Annotated in this window: 16 protein-coding genes and 1 pseudogene; 10 read left to right on the top strand and 7 right to left on the bottom strand. The window is 69.4% G+C overall.

What is annotated here, in order from left to right; genetic code table 11:
- Positions 1 to 9 precede the first annotated feature (9 nt).
- From SMD11_RS35685 to SMD11_RS34080, 3 genes are all read right to left on the bottom strand, one after another.
- A complete protein-coding gene (locus SMD11_RS35685; protein ID WP_087930112.1) occupies positions 10 to 1,479 on the bottom strand; it encodes a hypothetical protein in 1,470 nt (489 codons plus the stop codon).
- A gap of 65 nt (positions 1,480 to 1,544) precedes the next feature.
- A complete protein-coding gene (locus tag SMD11_RS37150) occupies positions 1,545 to 2,138 on the bottom strand; it encodes a polyprenyl synthetase family protein (RefSeq protein WP_324614793.1) in 594 nt (197 codons plus the stop codon).
- Positions 2,139 to 2,508: 370 nt separating this feature from the next.
- Positions 2,509 to 3,240 carry a hypothetical protein gene (locus SMD11_RS34080; RefSeq protein WP_087930111.1) on the bottom strand — a complete coding sequence of 244 codons (732 nt, stop codon included), beginning with the start codon at positions 3,238 to 3,240 and terminating at the stop codon, positions 2,509 to 2,511.
- 1,164 nt (positions 3,241 to 4,404) lie between these two features.
- Here SMD11_RS34080 and ispH point away from each other — a divergent pair.
- From ispH to SMD11_RS34040, 8 genes and pseudogenes are all read left to right on the top strand, one after another.
- Entirely contained in the window at positions 4,405 to 5,637 is a 1,233-nt protein-coding gene (gene ispH / locus SMD11_RS34075) for a 4-hydroxy-3-methylbut-2-enyl diphosphate reductase (RefSeq protein WP_234366310.1), read from the top strand.
- Positions 5,634 to 7,721, top strand: a complete 2,088-nt coding sequence (locus SMD11_RS34070; RefSeq protein WP_087930109.1) for a 1-deoxy-D-xylulose-5-phosphate synthase — start codon at positions 5,634 to 5,636, stop codon at positions 7,719 to 7,721. Before ispH ends, SMD11_RS34070 begins: the two co-directional genes overlap by 4 nt.
- Positions 7,722 to 7,882: 161 nt before the next feature.
- Entirely contained in the window at positions 7,883 to 9,232 is a 1,350-nt protein-coding gene (gene dxr, locus SMD11_RS34065) for a 1-deoxy-D-xylulose-5-phosphate reductoisomerase (protein WP_234366309.1), read from the top strand.
- A 2-nt stretch (positions 9,233 to 9,234) separates the two neighbouring features.
- On the top strand, positions 9,235 to 10,368 hold the full coding sequence (gene ispG, locus SMD11_RS34060; RefSeq protein WP_087930108.1) for a flavodoxin-dependent (E)-4-hydroxy-3-methylbut-2-enyl-diphosphate synthase: 1,134 nt from the start codon (positions 9,235 to 9,237) through the stop codon (positions 10,366 to 10,368).
- Entirely contained in the window at positions 10,365 to 11,483 is a 1,119-nt protein-coding gene (locus tag SMD11_RS34055) for a polyprenyl synthetase family protein (RefSeq protein ID WP_234366308.1), read from the top strand. The genes ispG and SMD11_RS34055 overlap by 4 nt, the downstream gene beginning before the upstream one ends.
- Positions 11,484 to 11,555: 72 nt before the next feature.
- Positions 11,556 to 12,456, top strand: a pseudogene (locus tag SMD11_RS34050) (4-hydroxy-3-methylbut-2-enyl diphosphate reductase); the annotation flags it as partial.
- 131 nt (positions 12,457 to 12,587) lie between these two features.
- Complete coding sequence (locus tag SMD11_RS34045; protein ID WP_087930107.1) at positions 12,588 to 13,601, top strand: terpene synthase family protein; 1,014 nt, start codon at positions 12,588 to 12,590, stop codon at positions 13,599 to 13,601.
- A 40-nt stretch (positions 13,602 to 13,641) separates the two neighbouring features.
- Positions 13,642 to 14,130, top strand: a complete 489-nt coding sequence (locus SMD11_RS34040; protein WP_234366307.1) for a recombinase family protein — start codon at positions 13,642 to 13,644, stop codon at positions 14,128 to 14,130.
- An 800-nt stretch (positions 14,131 to 14,930) separates the two neighbouring features.
- Here the strand turns inward: SMD11_RS34040 and SMD11_RS34030 are convergent.
- The 4 genes from SMD11_RS34030 to SMD11_RS35125 form a co-directional block, all read right to left on the bottom strand.
- Complete coding sequence (locus SMD11_RS34030) at positions 14,931 to 16,304, bottom strand: MFS transporter (protein WP_234366306.1); 1,374 nt, start codon at positions 16,302 to 16,304, stop codon at positions 14,931 to 14,933.
- A 294-nt stretch (positions 16,305 to 16,598) separates the two neighbouring features.
- A complete protein-coding gene (locus SMD11_RS36055; protein ID WP_199844016.1) occupies positions 16,599 to 17,672 on the bottom strand; it encodes a hypothetical protein in 1,074 nt (357 codons plus the stop codon).
- A 45-nt stretch (positions 17,673 to 17,717) separates the two neighbouring features.
- Positions 17,718 to 17,855, bottom strand: a complete 138-nt coding sequence (locus tag SMD11_RS36050) for a hypothetical protein (protein ID WP_199844015.1) — start codon at positions 17,853 to 17,855, stop codon at positions 17,718 to 17,720.
- Positions 17,856 to 18,630: 775 nt separating this feature from the next.
- Positions 18,631 to 18,804, bottom strand: coding sequence for a CsbD family protein (locus SMD11_RS35125; RefSeq protein ID WP_107421995.1), 174 nt, complete (start codon positions 18,802 to 18,804; stop codon positions 18,631 to 18,633).
- A 351-nt stretch (positions 18,805 to 19,155) separates the two neighbouring features.
- Between SMD11_RS35125 and SMD11_RS34020 the strand changes: the two genes are divergently transcribed.
- Both SMD11_RS34020 and SMD11_RS34015 read left to right on the top strand, forming a co-directional pair.
- Entirely contained in the window at positions 19,156 to 19,449 is a 294-nt protein-coding gene (locus tag SMD11_RS34020) for a hypothetical protein (RefSeq protein WP_234366305.1), read from the top strand.
- A gap of 404 nt (positions 19,450 to 19,853) precedes the next feature.
- Complete coding sequence (locus tag SMD11_RS34015; protein WP_087930104.1) at positions 19,854 to 20,522, top strand: TMEM175 family protein; 669 nt, start codon at positions 19,854 to 19,856, stop codon at positions 20,520 to 20,522.
- Positions 20,523 to 20,904 lie beyond the last annotated feature (382 nt).

Below are 20,904 nucleotides of genomic sequence, written 5' to 3'. Positions count from 1 at the left end.
CTCGGCGGGTCACAGCAGGGCGAGTTGTTCGATCCGTGCGAGAGCGGTGCGCTGGAGTACGGGCACCAGCGGATTGACGCAGTAGAGCGATTTCCCGATCCACAGGGGGCGGTAGTCGGGCTCCGCGCCTGAGAGGAATCCCGCTGCCCTTTTCAGGAGGGCGTGATCCGTCTCGTGGGGGTCGGCGGCCAGGCCGAGGACGGCGTATCCGGTCTCCTCGACGGTGGATTGCCGCGCTCCCCATCCGCCGTCGGCGTTTTGCAGCTGCCGCAGCCGCGCACGGGCGACCTCGCCCAGGCGGCGGGCGGTGGGGTGGTCCAGTTTGGCCGTGACCCGTGCCGTCTCGCCGAGGGCGTACACCGGGGAGCTGTGCCACTTGCACCGGTAGCCGGCGCCGTCGGTCAGTCGGTCGAGCAGCCAGTTGAGCACCGGTCCCAGCCGGTCGTGCTCGCCGAGCAGGCCGAGCAGGCCGGCCATGTGGATGTTGGTGGAGACGGACCCGTCGCGTTCGAAGAAGTAGGTGCGGTAGCAGCCCTTGTCCTCGTCGTACAGCAGCTCGGCCGCGGGCAGGCCGAACACGGGCTGTCCGGTGGCGGCTGCGGCGGTCAGTGCGCAGGCGCTGGTGTCCGGATCTCCGGGGATGGTGGCGGGCCCGACCGGGCACAGCAGCCCGTAGCTGTCCGCCAGCTCCTTTAGCATCGAGCGGGTCCTGGCCGCCATGACCGCATCGATCAGGCCGGCTTCCGCGGCGAACATCACCGTCCACGCGGTGCCGAAGTGGGGCACGTGGTCGAGATAGCCGATGGTCTCCGGCCGGCGCGTGGCGATGTAGTCCGTCAGCCTGCGCAGCCGCAACGGGGCGATCCGGGTCCCGCGACGCCGGGCTTCCAGGAGCACACCCGCGGACGCCCCTGGGGAGTTCGAGATCGAGCCGTTGCCGGTCTGGAACGATTCGACCACACGCACGAGGTCCAGGTGGTCACTGCCGAAAAGCCGTTCGGCGCAGTAGCCGGCGATGGAGAGCTCCGGGTCGTAGCGGAATTCCCAGGCGCACATCTTTTCCCACTTTGCGCGCTCCTCGTGGATCAGCCGCGTGACCTGGTCGGGGTGGTGCGGGGTCTGCCGTCCGGCGAACGTGGCGATTCTGTCGAGGGTGTCGACGAGACCCCCGAACGTCAGGGTCTCGCACCCGGGGGTGTCCGTGCGGATGCCGGAGAGGGCGTTGACCGCCTCCTCGGCGATGGTGACGTGTCCGGCCGCGTGAAAGGCCACCGCGGCGGCGTAGGTCGCGACGTAGGTGTCGTGCCAGCTGACGGTCCCCTCCGCACCCCAGGCGCCGTTCTGGCGGCGTTGCCCGGCAAGCCAGTCCAGGCAGGCGGCCCGCTGCGGGCCGTCGACCAAGGCCACCATCGCCACGTCGTACCACGAGATCGACAAATCGCCGCGGCGGTCGCGTTCGGTTTCCGGCGCGCTGGCCATACCGTTACCTCCCTATGGTCGTGCCTGGTCATCACACGCGGCGACATGGTGATCCCCCATGGGGGTCACGAGGTTCTCGCGGTGGCGGCATCGGTGAGCTGCCGCAGGTGAGCGGTGGCGCCGGACGGGAACGGCGCGGTCTTCAGAACACGCAGTGCCTGCGTCCGGAGAGTGCTGATCATGTTCTCCACTTCGTTGCGGGCGCCGGTGGAAGTGAGCAGCTCGCGAATGCGGTCAGCCCCCGCCTCGTCGAGGCGAGGGCTGCCGAGCAGGGAGCGCAGGACTCGACGCTGGTGGGCATCGGCGCGCTGGAGTGCCAGTGCGACCAGGACGGTGTGCTTGCCCTCGCGCAGATCGTCCAGCGACGGCTTGCCAGTCACCTCAGGGGGGCCGAAAACGCCGAGGAGGTCATCACGCAGCTGGAACGCCTCGCCGACAGGCAGGGCATAGGCACTCAGTGCCTCGCGCGCCGCGCGCGGGGCGCCCGCGAGGGCGGCCCCGATCTGCAAGGGGCGCTCCACGGTGTACTTGGCGGTCTTGCACCGGACGATGCGCAGCGCCCGCTCCACATCCGCGGTGGGACGGCCGGCGGCGGTGACGTCCAGGTACTGGCCGTACATCACCTCACTGCGCATGTCATTGATCAGCGGCAGTACCACGGCAAGCTGGCGGGGGGGGTGAGGCCGGCGGCGTGCAGGAGCGCGTCCGACCAGGCCAGTGCCAGGTCGCCGAGGAGGATCGCGCGGCTGACTCCCACGTGCCGCCGCAGCCTTGATCACCGTCTCCGGGGTGCCGAGGCCGCCGCCGGCCTGCCAGCCCCTCACACAGCAGGGGCCGCAATCGCTTCCCGCCGACGGCCAGGAAGTCACACAGATACTGGGTCACCTCGACGGGCATCCGCAGTTTCGCGGCGACACTGGCCTTGTGCTCCAAGAAGCCGTCGAGCACGGTGGTGACCTGTCTGCACAGGGCAACCGCATTCGGCGGATCAGTAACGAGCGCGGTCATATCGCCTCCACCAGCTTGAGGTCAGATGGGCTGCTCGCCGCGCGGTCTCTCCCCGCGGGCGGTGCCGCGGGAAGCAGGAGCCGAGACGTCCGGAAAGAGCATCCGCACGGCTGCGGCCACCGCCCACAGCATGAAGAGGTTGAACGGAAGCAAGGTGGCCAGACTGATGGGCGCGAGCCACCCGTCCTTCACCAGTACAGCGAAGGTGACCAGGAGATTCGGCACGGCGATGACGAGAGCGGACCAGGCCAGCCACTGGGGCAACACTTGGGCACGGAAGATCGCCACGGCGGCGGCGAAGAGCACGGCAGCGCAGACGGGCTCGGCGATGAGCCAGACAACGATCGCGGCACGGGCGCTGTAGGCGATGAGAGCGTCGCTCATGGGGACCGTGCGCACACCGACCACCGCCATCGTCCACAGGCTGTTGCACACGAGGTAGGCAGCGGCGACAACGATCGCCAGAGGGGTGATGAGCTGACCGGACAGCGAGGGCTGCGGGGACACCCGGAGCCTTTCTGCCAGACCGGCGGCGAACCATACGAGCAGGATCAAGGAGAGGCTGAAGGCGAAGTTCTGGACGAGGACCGCGTCATGGTTGGCGGCGAACCATACGGCGAGCTGCTCCGGCGATGCGCTCCAGCAGGGGAAGAGCACAGGGAACTCGCCGGTGAGCACCAAAGGGATGACGGCCGTGGGCAGCAAGGCGATCCCGGCCAGCGTCGCTGACTTGCGTCCACGGAGCGATGTCACGGTGTCCTCCAGAGGAGATCGTCGGTGCGCCGTCGCACTGACGTTGTGGTGCTGCGCTCTGCTGGGTTGCCGAAGTAGCACGAGGGCGGGCTGGCCGTGTGATCGCGGGCCGCGCGCCGTGAGACCTCAGGCACCGTGCGGAAGAACGCTGGTGAGGCTCGGGGTAGTGGGGCCTCCAAGGGAGGCATAGAGGCTGACGCGTACCTCGACTTGTGCGGTGCTGCCGATCAGGTCACCGCAGCCAGGGAGCAGCGCGCTCGAGCAGGCGCCGGCCGTCTCGGCGCAGGGGGGGGGACGTCCCCAGACACCAGAGCACGCCGACCCCGGCACCACCGTTCCTGCGGATGAGGCTTGGGCCCCTGTGGTCCGGCCATCGTCACGCTCCGTTCCCAGCTGCCGGGTGCCCCGTACGTCATGTCACAAGCCCGCGTTCGGACGGGACAGGGCCCCGCGCGAAACTTGGCACCCAGCACATGAAGGGCTCCACACCTCCATCAAAAGCAAATACCGGTAGAGCGAACAGGCGTAAGCACGGGGCGCATGAACGCACTTTGGAGAGCTCGCCGTCACCAGTGCGCCGCCTGCTCAGCAGTCGTGAAAATGCACGGGGCGGGAAAGGAACCTGACTTCCTTGAGTCCGGGGCACACCGGCTCGGGTTGCGCCGCGCCGTCCCTCCCGGCGACCCCCTGACCGGATGCTGACGCCTCATCTCGTGGCGGGTCCCGGGGGTGTACCGGTGTGCCGACCGGCGTGTTCGGGTGCGCGGTGGTGCGGCGGCCGCGCTTATCTTTCTATTGGGCGCTGGCGGTATGCGCCTTCCTCACCCTTGGTTCAGGGGTCAACTATGAAGTGGAGGGCGGTGGCCTGTTCCCGCCCTTGGGTGTTCACCGTGCCGGTGGAGCGCCCCCGCGGAGATCCGCGTGCTCTTCTTCCCCGGCGTGGCACCCTTCACAAAAATCCCGCCACACACATGCCGGCAATATTCCCAGCCGGGCTTTGGCGTGGCGGGTCACCGGTCATCGGATCCCCCTGGTAGCCGTCCTTCATCCCTGTACCGCCTGCGACCGCAGTGTGGTGGAAGCCGGGCCGTTATGACGTATTCCACTCTTCCTTTTATTCCTGTTGCTGGATTTGGGCCTGTTCTAGTCCCGGGTGCGGTGTGGGTGGCGACCGAGGTCCGGCGCCCTGAAGGGACGGTGGTTCCGTGTCCTGCTGCGCCGTTACTGGCGGGTGCGGGCGGGCTGGCCGGTCACGGCTTCCGGGCCCGCACGGGCCCGGTGCGGCTCCTGCCGGCAGGAACCCCCAGCGACTTCCGGCTGGTGACGGCATCTGAGACCGCCGTCCCGGCCGGCGGCGCTGCGGTGGTGCTGGCGGCGGGCGCGATGGCATCCGCCGGGCTGCTCAGGGCAGAAGGACCGGTACAGGCAGTGCTGGATGCCTGGGTGCGGGCGGTGCGTCCGCGCCGTGTGTTGCTGGCGTCGCCGCGGTCGCTGTGTGCGGGGGTGGACCGGGCGATCGAGGTGGTCGGGACACTGCTGGAACGTTACGCCGGTACGGGGCGTCCGGTGTTCGTGCGGAAGCAGATCGTTCACAACATCCACGTCGTCCGGGACCTGGAGGAGCGGGGGGCGGTGTTCGTGGAGGAGCTGGATGAGGTGCCGGACGGGGCGGTGGTGGTGTTCTCCGCGCACGGTGTCTCCCCACAGGTGCGCGAAGAAGCCTCCCGGCGGGGTTTGGAGGTGGTGGATGCGACGTGTCCGCTGGTGACGAAGGTTCATGCGGAGGCGCGCCGGTTCGCTGCCCGCGGTGACACCGTGGTCCTGATCGGTCATGCGGGGCACGAGGAGGTCGAAGGCACCCTGGGCGAAGCACCCGGGCACACCGTCCTGGTGCAGACACCCGCCGACGTGGCCACCCTGCGGGTCCCGGATCCTGCCCGGGTGTCCTACCTGACCCAGACCACCCTTGCTCTCGATGAGACGGCTGAGGTGATCAGCGCTCTGGAGAAGCGTTTCCCCGGTATCCGGGGACCTGGGTCGGACGATATCTGCTACGCCACCACCAACCGCCAGCACGCCCTCCAAGCAGTGGCGTCCCAGGCCGACGTGGTGCTGGTCGTCGGCTCCGCGAACTCCTCGAACTCGGTGCGCCTGGCCGAGCTGGCCCGGCGCGGCGGCACCCCCGCGTATCTGATCGATGACGCCGGGGACATCCGCCCGGAGTGGATCCGGGATGCGGACACGGTCGGTCTGACGGCCGGGGCCTCCGCCCCGCAGGGCCTGGTCGACGGCGTGGTCGCCGCGCTCGGTGGCCTCGGACCGGTGACGGTCGCCGAGCACACCACGACGACCGAGACGGTTACCTTCGGGCTGCCGGCGGCGGTGAGGGCCCGATGAGCCCCCGCCCCGCACACACACCTGGCACGGCGCCCGAGCCGCGTACCGGATCGCGGAAGCCAGCACCGGCCGGGCGGGCCGTATCGGTCACCGCGCCCGGTGTCCCGCCCGCGCACTTCCCCCTTCTCTCCGCCCTCACCGCACCGAAGGACCTGCGCGCCCTCACCTACGAGGACCTGACAGCCCTGGCCGGGGAGATCCGTGCGTTCCTGATCGGCACCGTGTGCGCGACGGGTGGGCACCTGGGCCCGAACCTCGGTGTGGTGGAGCTGTCCATCGCCCTGCACCGGGTCTTCGACTCACCCCACGACACCCTCCTCTTCGACATCGGCCACCAGGGATACGTCCACAAACTCCTCACCGGCCGCGCCGAAGGCTTCGACCGGCTGCGCCAGGCGGGCGGCCCCTCCGGCTACCTCTCCAGGGCGGAGTCCGAGCACGACGTGATCGAGAACTCCCATGCCTCGACCGTCCTGTCCTACGCCGACGGCCTGGCCAGGGCACGCCACCTCGCTGGTGACACAGGCCGGGCGGTGGTCGCTGTGATCGGCGACGGGGCGCTCACCGGCGGTATGTGCTGGGAAGCCCTCAACAACCTCGGCGGAGCCCCCGACCGGCCCGTCGTCATCGTCCTGAACGACAACACACGCTCCTACGCCCCCACCATCGGCGCCCTCGCCGACCACCTCCAACACCTGCGCGCCACTACACCTGACAGCGTGGACTGGCTCCTCGAAGCTGACCAGCGCACGCGTGGACGCACCACCGGCCCCGGCAGCGCCCCCGATACCGACCGAAGTAACGGAAGCCGCGGCAGTCGGAATACCCGTGACGGCCATGGCGGGTCCGGCAGCGCAGGACCCAGTGCCGGCGGGGAGGAGGCCGTGCTGCCGGTGACCCGCAATCTCTTCCATCTGCTCGGTTTCGCCTACCTGGGGCCCGTTGACGGTCATCACCTGCCGTCCCTGGAAGAGGCCCTGGCCATGGCGCGGAACCTGCGCCGTCCGGTGGTGGTGCATGCGGTGACGGTCAAAGGCCGCGGGTACGCCCCGGCCGAGGCGGATACGGCGGACTGCATGCACGCCGTCGGCATCCTCGATCCCGCAACAGGCCGCCCCAGCACAGCCGCCCGCACTCCGTCGTGGACAAGCGTGTTCGCCGGTGAACTGTGTGAGCTGGGGGAACGGCATCAGGAGATCGTAGCGATCACAGCGGCGATGCCGGGCCCCACCGGGCTGGCCCGATTCGCGGAGCGGTTCCCGCACCGGTTCTTCGATGTCGGGATCGCCGAGCAGCACGCGGTCACTTCCGCCGCCGGCCTGGCCCTGGGCGGCCTCCACCCTGTCGTCGCCATCTACGCCACGTTCCTGGGCCGGGCCTTCGACCAGGTCCTCATGGACGTCGCCCTGCACCGGCTGCCGGTCACCTTCGTCCTGGACCGGGCCGGGGTCACCGGACCCGACGGGCCCTCCCATCACGGGATGTGGGACCTGACCCTCCTCGGTGCCGTCCCCGGTATGCGGGTGGCCGTTCCCCGCGACGCCGCCCGCCTGCGCGAGCTCCTGGCCGAAGCCGTCACCCACACCACCGGCCCGACCGCGCTGCGCTTCGCCAAAGCTGCCGTCACCGACGATATTCCGGCCTGCACCCGGCTGGGCCCCGTCGATGTCCTGCACCGGTCCCGTACCCGGGACGTCCTGCTGGTAGCGATCGGCCCACTGGCCGGCCCGGCAGTAGAAGCCGCCCGCTACCTGGAAGGGCAAGGGATCGGTGTCACCGTGGCTGATCCCCGCTGGGTGCTGCCCGTGCCGCCCGGACTCACCGAGCTCGCCACGCAGCACCGGCTGGCGGTGACGGTCGAGGACAACACCCGCGCCGGCGGCGTGGGCACCGCGGTAGCCCGGGCGGTGGCCGACACGGGCTCCCGCGTCCCGGTGCGCATCCTCGGCCTGCCAGGACGGTTCCTCGCCCACGGCACCCGCACCGACATCCTCACCGCCACCAGGCTCACCGCCCAGGGGATCATCCACTCCGTCCTGCGCGCCCGCGCCAACCCCCCCACCCATGACAGCGGGGGGCAGTGATGTTCACCTGTCCCGTCTTCCTCCACACCCCCAGCAGGACCGCCCGGCCACCAGCCCACCGTGATCCCGCACCTGCCCCTGCCGCTGTTGCCGAGGCAGCAAGCACCGCCGCCCCGCTGCACTCCAGGCCGTCCGGCCCCGCGGGCAATGGTGCACAGAGCATGTACGAATCCCTTACCCCCGCGCCTGGGCCCGTGATGCCGGAGCGGGTGCGCCGGAACAGGGCTTCCCAGCCGGTGGCCTCCCGTGTCCTGGGCGGGAACAGCGAGGTGAGGTCGGTCGTGGTCCTGGGTGCGACAGGTTCGGTCGGCTCCCAGGCCATCGACGTCATCGCTGCGTCCCCGAGCCGGTTCCGTGCGGTGGTGCTGGCAGCGGGCGGGGCGAACCCCGGGCTGCTGGCCCGCCAGGCCCTGCGCACCGGCGCCCGCGCGGTGGCTGTCACCGACCCGTCCGCTGTCGAGGCATTCACCGCTGCTTTCGCCGCCCTGGCGCGGGCGGCAGGAACACCGCGTCACCCCTTGCCGGTGATGCTGCCGGGGACAGAGGGGCTGTCGGCGGCGGCAGGGTGGCCGTGCGACGTCCTGCTCAACGCGCTGCCCGGCGCGGCAGGCCTCCCGGCCACCCTCACCGCCCTGGAAGCCGGGAGCCTGGTGGCCCTGGCGAACAAGGAATCACTGGTCGCCGGGGGCCCGCTGATCGCCCGGGCGGCGAGGCCAGGCCAGCTCGTGCCGGTGGACTCCGAACACAGCGCGATCATGCAGTGCCTGCCCGGCTGGGCGTACGGCTGCCCCACCCACGGCATCCAGCGCCTGATCCTGACGTGCAGCGGCGGCCCCTTCCGCACCCACACCGCCGAGCAACTCGCCGCGGTCACCCCCGCACAGGCCCTTGACCACCCGACGTGGCGGATGGGCCCGCTCGTCACCGTCAACTCCGCCACCCTGGTCAACAAGGGCCTGGAGATCATCGAAGCCCAGGCCCTCTTCGCCCTCGGCTACGACCGCATCACCGCCGTCATCCACCCCCACCCCCAGTCCGTGGTGCACTCGATGGCCGAGTACGCCGACGGCTCCACCCTCGCCCAAACCGCGCCACCCGACATGCGCCTGCCCATCGCCACCGCCCTCGCCTGGCCGCAGCGCCCGCCACCCAGTGTGATCGCACCGTGCGATTGGACGGGGTCTCACACCTGGACGTTCGAGCCGGTGGATACGGACCGTTTCCCTGCCCTCGTGCTGGCCCGCCACGCAGGGAGCCTGGGCGGTAGCTCCCCGGCGGTCTACAACGCTGCCAACGAAGAAGCCGTCGCCGCTTTCCTCGCCGGCGCCATTCCCTTCACCGCCATCACCCAGACCATCGAGCACGTACTCACCCACCACGTCCCCATTCCGGATCACGATCTGACGCTTGAAGCCGTGAATGCGACCGATGCCTGGGCGCGCCACCACGCCCGCGAACACCTCCACACCGCTACCCCTGCCCCTGTCCGCCACACCAGGAAGGGGGACTGAAGATGCCCACCATCGACCTCGGCCTCCCCACCCCGTCTCCCACCACTCCGGTGCGCCGCCCCACCCGGCGAATCCACGTCGGCGATGTCCCCGTCGGCGGCGGCGCACCGGTCTCCGTCCAGACCATGACCACCACCAACACCGCCAATGTGGACGCCACCCTCCAGCAGATCGCTGAGATCACCGCCGCCGGGTGCGACATCGTCCGAGTCGCCGTCCCCACCCAGGACGACGCCGACGCCCTCCCCGCCATCACCGCCAAATCCCCGATCCCCGTCATCGCGGACATCCACTTCCAGCCCCGCTACGTCTTCCAGGCCATCGACGCCGGCTGCGCCGCCGTCCGCGTCAACCCCGGCAACATCAAGAAGTTCGACGACAAGGTCAAAGAGATCGCTGCTGCGGCGCAGGCTGCCGGGGTGCCGATCCGGGTCGGGGTGAACGCCGGGTCCCTCGACCCCCGCCTCCTGGCCAAGCACGGCAAAGCCACCCCCCAGGCCTTGGCGGAATCCGCGCTCTGGGAGTGTTCCCTGTTCGAGGAGCACGGCTTTACGGATCTGAAGATCGCGGTCAAGCATCACGACCCGCTCACGATGATCGCCGCCTACCGGCTCCTCGCCGCACGCTGCGACTACCCGTTGCACCTGGGCGTCACCGAGGCGGGCCCCGCGTTCCAGGGGTCCATCAAGTCGGCGGTCGCCTTCGGGATCCTCCTCGGGGAGGGCATCGGGGACACGATCCGTGTGTCTCTTTCCGCACCCCCGGTCGAGCAGGTCAAGGCCGGCAACCACATCCTGGCCTCCCTGGGGCTGCGCCCCCGCAAACTGGAGATCGTCTCCTGCCCCGGCTGCGGCCGCCTCCAAGTCGACATCCACAAGCTCGCCGCCCAAGTGGAAGCCGCCTTCGACGGCTTCCCCCATCCCTTGCGCATCGCCGTCATGGGCTGCGTCGTCAACGGCCCTGGCGAAGCACGCGAAGCCGACCTCGGGGTCTCCTCCGGCAACGGCAAAGGCCAGATCTTCGTCCGTGGCGAAGTCGTCCGCACCGTCCCCGAGTCGAAGATCGTCGACGCACTGCTGGAAGAAGCCCTCCGCCTGCCTTCTCCCACCCCTGTTGATGAGGATCCCGCCTCATGAATGCCTCGCCCCGCACCTCCGCGCCGACCCCGATGCTGGACCTGCGCCGTCTGCTGGAGCCTGTTGAGGACGTACTTGGCCGTTTCCTGGCCCGCAAAACGGAATCGACCGCGGCCGGCAGACACCTGGCACACCTGGTGCAGCCTCTGCAGGGGTTCGTGGATGCCGGGGGGAAGCGGATCCGCCCGCTGCTGGCGATGGTGGGCTGGCACGCCGCCGGTGCCACCGGCCACCCCGCAACCGCCCACCATCTCGCGGCATCCCTGGAACTCTTTCACGCCTTCTGCCTCATCCACGACGACGTCATGGACCACTCCGCCACCCGGCGCGGGCAGCCCACCGTTCACCGTGCGCAGGCCGACCACTACCGCCAGCACCCGCCCGGCACCGGCCTCCGGGACGAAACAGGGCGAGCTGCGGACCGGTTCGGGGAAGGAGCCGCCATCCTGATCGGCGACCTCGCCCTGGTGTGGTCCGACGAACTCCTGCACGCCGGCAACCCCACCCCCGCCCAGCTCCAGCGGATCCGCCCCCTGCTCGACGCCATGCGCACCGAGGTCACCCTCGGCCAGTACCTCGACCTCGTCCACACCGGGCAGGAAACCGCCGACCTTCACAGCGCGCTCACCGTCATCCACTACAAGACCGCGAAATACACCATCGAGCGACCCCTCCAACTCGGTGCCGCCCTCGCAGGCGCCGACCAAGCCCTGCAGGATGCCCTGTCGGCCTACGCGATCCCCCTGGGCGAAGCCTTCCAGCTCCGCGATGACCTCCTCGGCGTGTTCGGCAACCCGCAGACGACGGGCAAACCCGCCCTGGACGACCTGCGCGAAGGCAAAGCCACCGCCCTCATCGCCCTCACCCTCCAACACGCCACACCTGCCCAGGCCGACCAGCTGCGCCTCTTCCTGGGCTGCCCCACCCTCACCGACCACCAGGCCGAAACCGCCCGCCGCATCATTCAGGACACCGGCGCCGACCACACTGTCAACACCATGATCACCGAACGGTACGAACAGGCCCTGACCGCACTGGACAGCGCGCCCATCGCCCCGGCGGCCACGGATGCCCTGCGCCGCCTGGCCGACCAAGCCGTCACGAGGACCTCATGAACGACACCACCCACCACGGCTCCTTTCCCCCGCCGCGTCCTGCTGGCTGCGCCCCGTGGCTACTGCGCGGGTGTGGACCGCGCCGTGATCGCCGTCGAGAGGGCCCTGGAGCAGTACGGGTCGCCGATCTACGTCCGGCACGAGATCGTCCACAACAAGTACGTCGTGCAGACCCTGGAGAAGAAGGGCGCGATCTTCGTCGACGAGACGACGGAGGTCCCCGAGGGCTCGATCGTCATGTTCTCGGCGCGCGGCGAGGCGCCGACCGTGCACGCGGAGGCGGCCGGGAGCGGAAGCTCGCCACCATCGACGCGACCTGCCCCCTGGTCACCAAGGTGCACAAGAAGGCCGTCCGGTTCGTAGGCGAGGACTACGGCACCCTCCTGATCGGCCACGAGGGCCACGAGGAGGTCATCGGCACCTCCGGCGAGGCCCCGACCACATCACGCTGGTCGACGGCCCCGAGGACGTGGCGGGCGTCGAGGTCCGCGACGAGTCGAAGGTCGACTGGCTCTCCCAGACGACGCTCTCGGTCGACGAGACCATGGAGACGGTGGACGCGCTGAAGTAGAAGTTCCCGCTGCTCGTCTCCCCGCCGAGCGACGACATCTGCTACGCAACGCAGAACCGCCAGATCGCGGCGAAGCAGATGGGCGCGGACGCGGACCTGGTCATCGTCGTCGGCTCCAAGAACTCCTCGAACTCGGACCGCCTGGTCGAGGTCGTCCTCGGCGCGGGCGTGCGCGACGCCCACCTGGTGGACTTCGCGGACGAGATCGACGAGGCGTGGCTGAAGGGCGTGACGACGGCCGGCCTCACCTCCGGCGCGTCCGTCCCCGAGGTCCTGGTCGAGGGCGTCCTGGAGTGGCTCGCCCAGAGCGGCTTCGAGGACGTGGAGATCGTCAAGGCGGCCGAGGAGTCGATCACGTTCTCCCTGCCGAAGGAGCTGCGCCGCGACCTGCGCGCCGAGGCCGGGGTACCGGTTGAGGGAAGAATCGGGGAAGGGGTGCACGACGACTGCACAGAGCCCACCGGCGACCAGGGCGTTGAGAGCCATCAGGGGCCGACGGGGGTACGGAAAGCAGTCGAGCGGAGGAGCCGAACGTGCGGAAACTGAGTGACATCGTCCTGCCCGCAGGGTCGGTGCTGAACGCGTCGTCCCTCACCACATCGATTCCGCACCGCGTGCACGAGCAAGCCGACGAACTGGAGCACGCGTGCGCACAGTGGGCGCGGCCCTACCTCCTGCGGTATCTACGTTCCGAGGACAAGACCGAGGCATATCTGCGCCAGCGGCTCACCTTGTGGGGGCTGCTCTGCTACCCGGATACGCCCGCGGACCGGGCCTTCAACCTGATGACCACCATGGTCGTCACCACCTTGGTGGATGACACGTTCAACGATCCGCAGGTGCGAGGAGACAAGCAGCGTGCCGAGCTGCTTCGGGACGCCTACCTCAAGGTCCTCGACGGATCCCCACCACCGCCCTCCAGCCCCGTACTGGAATCCCTGCACGATTCCCTGGCCGTAGTGCTTCCGCAGATGTCGCCGGGCGTTGCCCGCCGCTACCTCCAGTCCTGGAAGGATGTCATCGACGGGTGCGCGCAGGACGCGGACACGCGGCATGCGGACCGCATCCTGGACTGGGAGGAATACCGGAAGATCCGGCTGGCGGACTTGTTCGGCTACTGGGCAGTGATCAACATCGAGTATTCCCTCCAGGCCGACGTCAGCGCCTACCTAGGGCCCGGCACACCCGTCCAGAGGGTCACCGACCTCGCCATCTGGCACATGGTGCTGGTGAACGACGTCTACTCCTTCCCCAAGGAATACGAGCTACGTGAGCCCATGAACAGCATGTGGATCCTCTTGGGCCGGGAGGAGAAGAGCATTGGCGAAGCACTGGAACGGATACGCACCCTGCTGGCCGACACCGAGCAGGAATTCGTGCACCTTTGCGACAACCTTTCCCGCAAGGAGGCCGTTATCGCCCGCTACCTCGGTGGCCTGAGACATATGGTCGGGGGAAACCACGAATTCCACCGCATCACCTCCCGGTACCAGGACCGCGGCTACGTATGGACGGGACACCGCGGCCACACCCTGCGCCTCTCCTGACGAGACCTTTGGATCAGTGGACTGCGGGGGAGCCGTGTTCATGGGTGTCGCGGTGGATTGCCTGCGCCGCCCCACGGGCTCCCCGTGCCGGACCGGCAAGGGCAAAGTGGCCATCCAGTACCACACCGCCCGCTTCCGCCTCGTGCCCCAACTCGCCAAGACACTCAGCGCGCCGACCCCCGCCGTACGTAAGCCGCGATTGGTCTGGACCGAGCCGCCCCGGCGGGTGAGCGCCGGCGCCGAACCGGTCGGACACGTCCGCCTCGGCTACGCCCGTACCTCCACCGCCCGGCAGTCCCTCGACGCACAGGTCGACTTCCTCACCGAGGCCGGAGTGACGCGGGTCTCCTCGGAGTTCTCCACCCGTGCCACCCGGCGCCCCGAGCTGGAGGCCGCCGTGAAGCTCGCCGGAGAGATCCGCTCCTCCGGCGTCGCCGTAACCCTCGTCGTCCACGAACACAAGAGGCTCGGCCGCGGCATCAAACTCGCCACGCTCGCCGAGGAGCTGGAGGCGAGCGACCGTATGTGAGGTCTGGGGAGATCCCACACGGCCACTGACAAGGCGAGTGGGACTGCTGGTCCTGCGGCGCCCTCAACACCACCCCCGACGACTGAACACCCCGCAGCCGCCACGGGCACGGCATACATCCACTACCGGAGCAGGTCCCCTGCCGGGCCGGTCCGGCATGAGGTGCCGACTCGCCTTCGGTGCTTTTGGGAATCCGAGCATTCCAGGCGAATCGATGTCCACTGTCACGATGCCGGGCAGGTAGGCGCTCTCGTTTCCGGTGAGGAGGATCGACATGCCGGTGAACTCGGGGCGTGGCAGTGCGCGGTACAGGGCGTGGCAGGCGTCGGGGCCGCCGTAGCCGTCACGGATCAGGGTGCCGACCGTGACGGCCGCGGCCGTGTCGAGATGTCGATGACGACGGAGGACAGGGCAAGGACACGACGGGAGAGGTCGGCCTGCCACGCCCGCGACTGCGGATGCAGGTACCCGGATCCTCATGCACCGCGAAACCGTGCTGGGCCCCGTCGAGCTCCATCAGCTCGGCCGAACTGTCTGGTGCAGCCGAAGGCTGCGCCGCTGGGGGGGGTGACCAGCGAGGCGAAAAGTGTGTCTTCAGAGCGTGCGTCGAGGTTGTGAAGTCCTACCTGTCGTTTTCGACGGGCGGCGGTTCGGCTCGTTCGCTCTTCCTCTCCAGTGCTCGTACGTGTCACAAGGTCTCGTTGTTGAACCTGGACATGAGATTTCAGCCCTCGTGTCTGTATGAGGCGGACGGGGAGAGGCGGCGGCACTGGGAGGTGCCGCCGCCTTGGGGAACCGGCTTAGCCGGCCCGGTTCTTCGTGTGCTTGGGCAGGAAGAACATCAGGGCCCACATCAGGGTGAGGAGGCTGCCGACCCACCACAGCACGGTGATGAAAGCGTCGCGGTTGAGTCCGGCGTCGGAGGAGCCGTCGGTGGTCGCGAAGAACACCAGGGCCGTCAGCGCGGTACCCAGGGCGATGCCCAGGTGCATGGCGGTGTTGAACAGGCCCGAGGCGGAACCTGCGTCCTCGTGCGGGACCTTGGCGAGGGACATGTCGGCGAGGGGGCCGCTGACCATGCCGAGGCCGAAGCCGATCAGTACCACCGGAGCGGTCATCCCCAGCAGGGTCAGGTCCGCCTGGCTTGCGGCGATCTGGAGTCCGTAGCCGGCCATCGCGGCGACCGTGATGAGGACTCCGGTCTGGGGAAGGCGGCGGGCGAAGCGCCCGGCGCTCTTCGCCGCAATGGTCGCGCCGGCCAGCTCTCCGAGGGAGAGCAGTACGAAGGCCAGGGCCGCGTGGAAAGGGCTCATGCCCAGTCCGCGCTGGAGGTAGAGGGTCCAGGTCATGAAGAACAGCCCGCACAGCAGGCCGTGCATCAGCTGCGCGGCCGTGCCGCCGGAGAACTGCCGACCCTGGAAGAGGGACAGGGGCACGAGAGGTGCGTTGTTCTGCTTGCGCTGCTGGTGGCGCAGGAAGATGACCAGCGTGACGAGACCGGCGGCGAGCACAGCGAAGCACCATATCGGCCAGTGGTGGAGGTGCCCCTCGGTGAGCGGGAAGATGATCAGGACGATGGCCAGTGCGGACAGCGCCATGCCGGTCAGGTCGGGCCGGTCGGCCTTCTTCTCGGTCGACTCGGGGATGAACCTGCGTCCCAGGAGGATGACGGCGAGGCCGACGGGCACGTTGACCAGGAAGACCGGCCGCCAGGAAAGCCCGAACAGGTCGGCCTCGGTGAGCAGGCCGCCCATCACCGGGCCCAGGACGTTGGCGAGGGAGAGGACCGCCCCGTACAGGCCGAACGCCTTGCTGCGGTTCTGCCCCTCGAAGGTGACATGGAGGGTGGCCAGGACCTGCGGAATCATCAGCGCCACTCCCACGCCTTGAAGCGCGCGGGCGCCGGTCAGCACGCCCGGCCCGGCGGCGAGACCGCACAGCAGCGAGGCCGTGGTGAACACGACGGTGCCCATGAGGAGGAGCCTGCGCCGGCCGTAGAGGTCGCCGAGGCGCCCGCCGGTGATCAGCCCGATGGCGACGGGCAGTGAATAGCCGGTGGTCAGCCACTGCAATGCGGCCGGTCCGGCGCCGGTCGATTCCTGGATCGCGGGCAGAGCGGTCAGCACGACCGACTGGTCGAGGATGTCCATGAGCTCGGCGGTCAGCAGTACCAAGAGGGCGATCCGGGCCGCCAAGGCCGATTTCGGGTGGTGAGGTGCTGGGCGGTCTGGGGGCTGGGTGGTGTGCTGAGGCTCGTTGCCGAGCGCGGGGGAAGGCACTGTGGGGCTCCTGCTCCAAGGAGTCGGGGAGCCCTGCCGTCAGCCGCGCCGGGGCCGGAAAACACGAGACCCGGGGCAGTCGGCAGAGCTGCACCCGGAAAATGAAGGGAAATGCGGGGGTGGGTGACGCAACTCAGGCCAGCGCTACGTCCGCCCCCGGACACGCTCAAACGATCAGAACGTGGGGAACTACGGACGGCTACTTGGCCTGGGAGATAAGTCGTCACCTCGAATCACAGCGCCGGGCCCCGGAACGGGCACAGGCGGAACTCGAAACAGGGTAAAGGCCCCTCCGGCGTCCATGCAACGCGATAACTCACACACCCCGCAGCATCCGCCCCGCCCGGGCCCGCACGGCCCGCCGCTCACTCCGTTGCTGTGCGTTCGTTCGAGCTCCTGTCGCTTTCTCGCAACCTCTTGCTTGATGAGGTCGTCGGTGCGGGTGCTGTGCCAGATGGTGCCTTCCCACTTCACGTACCGAGGTTCGGGGTCACGGAGCAGCACGGGCGTGAGACGGCCGTGAAGAGGGAGCGTGCGACCTTGGTCCTTCCGACTGCGGCGGCTGAGCCACAGCGCGCTCTTCTCGTGGCGGGCGAGCCGGTTCACCGCGAGGCCGGGCAGGGTGCCGCGGACCCGGCCGGGTGCGTAGGTGGTCAGGGGCCGGCTGGGTGGCCGCCAGGATTCGGCGGGTGCCCAGTGCGCGATGGCGTCACCGCCGCGGTCGGGCGAGCTGTAGGGATAGGTGATGCGGGTGGCGACCTCCGCGAGGAAGCGGGCCTGCTGGGCTTCGCAGCCGTCGGCCATCCGGTGCCAGTAGGGCGAGGCGATCAGCGGGGAGAGGGTGACGGCTTCGGGATAGATCGCGGCGAACAGCCGGGAGGTGCTGTAGTTGACATAGTCCTGCTTCTCCCGGTCGAAGGGGATCAGGAGGTAGAGGCGGTCGTCCCAGGTGTCCCAGGTGCCGAAGGGCTCCGGGCGCCCGTCCACGGACCAGATGCGCGCGCAGATCATGAGGGCGGTCAGCACCGCGTCGCAGGTGGCGGCCCAGCCGTAGCGACTTTTGGAGGAGCAGGTGGCGTCGACGATCTCCGGGAAGGCGGCGAGATCGACGGTGGGGTGGTCGATGTCGGGCAGGCCGATCCACCGGCCGTGCCGCAGGCAGACGTAAGCGGGTGGGGCAGCAGCCGGAGCACCCGGCCACCGGGGTGACGGGCGTCGCAGAGGTGGCAGCGCCGATCGCCTCGCACAGCGGCGCCAGGACATCGGCCGCGGCTGTTTCGGACAGGTGTGCAGGGGCGACTTCGAGCATCAGCTCCTGATCGCGTGCGTGCTGGCGGTGAGGTCGTCGACGACGCGGTGCAGCGCGGCGATCGCGGGATCCGCTGGTGGTTCGGCGGGCGGTGGGAGCGGGGCGGTGCGGACGTCACGGACGGCCTGGCGGAGCACCGCGCACACCGTTGGCCCATCGAGGGCCTGGAGGCCGCTGTGGGCCGGCGTGGCGAGGCCGCAGGTGAATCAGCTCCGCGACGGCGCTGCTGCGGGCGAAGACGGCGATCAGGGGACGCTGGGACAGGCCGTAGTCAAGCGCGGCCGCAGCGGCCGGATCGGTGTCTCGCACGCGAGACGTCTCGGTGCCGACCGGGACGGCGCCGTGGATCGCGGCCGGGGAACGGGCGACGCCCAGGAGCCGGTACGCCTGTGCGCGGCTGATGTCGAACTGCGCCTCGCAGTACGGCCTTCAGCTGCTGTGCCCGAGAGGGAGCCGGACGCGGGCGGCGTGGGCGTCGCGGACCGGACGGAAAGCACCGCCACCGAGCGCCGGACGTCGACCATCGCCTCGCGCGGCCCGTCGGTGAGCTGCCGGGTCTGCGCCGTGGTGAGCGGCCGGCCACGCCGGTTCAGCGGCGCGCTCCTGGTCTTCGTTGTCCTCGGTGTGCTCGCCCACAAATCCATCGTCCTCCGGCCCGGCGGCCACGACCAAGGCCTAGGGAGCAGGGCCTGCGAGCCGGTACCTCACAGGCTCACAGCTCGCCCCGCCCACCTGGGGACATGGCTTGTGAGCCTGATAGCCCTCACTGGCTGCGTAGGTTGCAAGGCGAGAGCACCTGTCGGCGGATTCCTCCGGCATCACCCGTCGGCTGGGAAGCCGATGAATGTCGGTGAGATGTAAGAGCGCTGGCAAACCGGGTCCTGCCGAGGTTCCCCGACCCCAGACCGTGCTTCAGAAATTGTCGTCCAGCTCGGAGCCGTCCTTCGCCTCTTGGGCGGCGTCCTCGCCCTGCTGCTGAGCCTTCTGAGCAGCCTCCTCCTGAGCGCGCTGCGCCTTGTCGGCCGATTCGCCCGCGGCAGCTTTTGCCTTCTCTGCGGCATTCTCCAAGAAGTCGCCGATGCCCATCACGTTCCTCCTGGCAGTGTTTGCGGTCCCTACTCCAAGGAGCGCACAACACAGACGGAACGTCCTCCCGGAATCGGCCATCCGGGTGAAAAGGGCCATCATCGCCGGACGGCCGACTTCATGGCAGCGCCCGGACCTTCTCATGGCGCCAAGCACACCCGTGGTCCTGATGAATGACATCACCCGCCCGTGGGAGAAGGCGCCCTCCGCGCTGAGCGACAGGTGCTCTCGCGCCCCATCAACAAAGCCACCCTCACAGGCCGGGGCCGCGCGTGACACCTGCGGCGAGGGGGTCTGGCAGGCTGTGGTGCACGGGGAGCCGTCGCGTCTCGCCGCAGGATGGGGGCCCAGGTGGCGGGGATCGAGCGTGAGCCGGCGGAGGTGCGGATACCTCGCATGGCCCTGGACGCCATGGCCGCGGCGCTGAGCGTGCAGACGGTGGCGATGCGCACCTGGCCCGACGGAATCGAGTGGACGTACCCAATGGGGACATGGGAGCAGCCGCACCTGGAGGTGGCGCTCATGCCTGGCGGTGACGAGGTGTGGCTGCGGATGTCCACCGACCGCTCCAGCGTCGTTGTGTGGACCATCCAGCAGTGGTGGGACTTCGCGGGAGAGCTGCCCGGGACGACACCTCCCGGCTGAACTCGCCGTCCGGCGCGCGCCGCTCGTTCGCCGTGGCTATCCGAGCCAGTCACGCTGAGCCGGACAGGCGGCGGAGTGGCCTGTCCACACAGTAGGTGAGGGGCAGCTCAGCCTCTTGTCGTGGTCGATGGCGTTTCGCTGAAGCGCGACAGCTGCGGCCAAGGCGGGGTTGTTGTCACCAGGATCGTCGGAAAGAATGAGGTGGATTGTCCGTCGGGCCGCGCAGCCTCGGATGCTGACGCTACGTGCGCACGGGCAGGTCACCGCTCCACAGAGGCCTGGAAGGCCGCTTCATCCTCACCAGTCGCCGATGCCTTGCACACCGGGGTTGGCCTTGACCGGCTCCCCCTTGCGACCAGCGCTCCCTATGGCCACATCCACAGACCTGATGTCCGGGAGTTCGAATGAGCGGGCCTGCTCGGCCGGAGCCAGGGTTCTCGCCCGAGAGGCTGGCCTTCTTCACGGACGCGATCTTCGCGATCGCGATGACGCTGCTGGCCGTCGAACTGGAGCGCCCGGAGGAGAGGGAACTGGCATCGGCTCGCGCGCTGGGGAGTTTCCTGGTGGACCACCGGGGCTCCTTCCTGGCGTTCGCGCTGGCGTTCGTCCTTCTCTGGTCGGTGTGGCGCCGTCACCACAAGCTGATGGACCGGATCGGCGGGCTGTCGAAGGCCTTCACAGCCTGGCACGCGCCGTTCCTGCTGCTGGTCGCGTTCCTTCCGTTCCCGACAGCGCTCATCGGCGCATCGATCGGCAATCCGCTGGCGCAGACCCTGTTCGCCTCCACCATGGCGGCCATGGTCTTCTGCGAAGCCGCCCTCAAGGAGATCGCCGGCGGCACCGGCCTGGTCACCGGCGACCCCGCGGAAACCCACCGGCACGCCGGCGACTCCTGGGGAGTCGGTCTCTGGTTCGTCCTCAGCGCCGGCGTCGCCTGGCTGTTCCCCTACGCCTTCGTCCTGTGGTGCGTCGCCCCGCTGGCCGCCACGTACGGCGGAGCGCTGATCTCCCGCCTGCGCACCGCCCCCGCGAACCACCCGGACCCGCACGACGAGGGCGTGCCGCGTACCTGAGCGTCCCATCGGGAGCATGCCGGGAAAGGCAGGCGAGACTGCGCCGGTCGGCCCCCACCTGGTAGGTCGCGGTCCAGGCCGTCCCCAGCAGCGGCATGTGGTACGTGGACGCCATGCCAGCCTCGCGGATCTCCGCGGGGTAGGTGAAGGTCCGCGTCATGACGCGCGGGAGGGGCCCGAACCGCTCGTGGGCGTGGACGGTGACCCTGGTGCCGTCGGGGTCCAGGACGTAGCGCTCCCGCAGCAGGTACAGGGGCACACCGAATGCGGAGAGCCTGACCGTGTTGTCGGCCTCGCCGAAGTCGCCCGCGTCCGGCCTCGCGACGATCGTCGAGTCCAGCCGGGACGCACCGGTGACCAGCCGCGTTCCGCACATCGCGAC

The organism is Streptomyces albireticuli, assembly GCF_002192455.1.
GTDB lineage: Bacteria > Actinomycetota > Actinomycetes > Streptomycetales > Streptomycetaceae > Streptomyces > Streptomyces albireticuli_B.
This window is presented reverse-complemented; position numbering and strand designations above follow the sequence as displayed.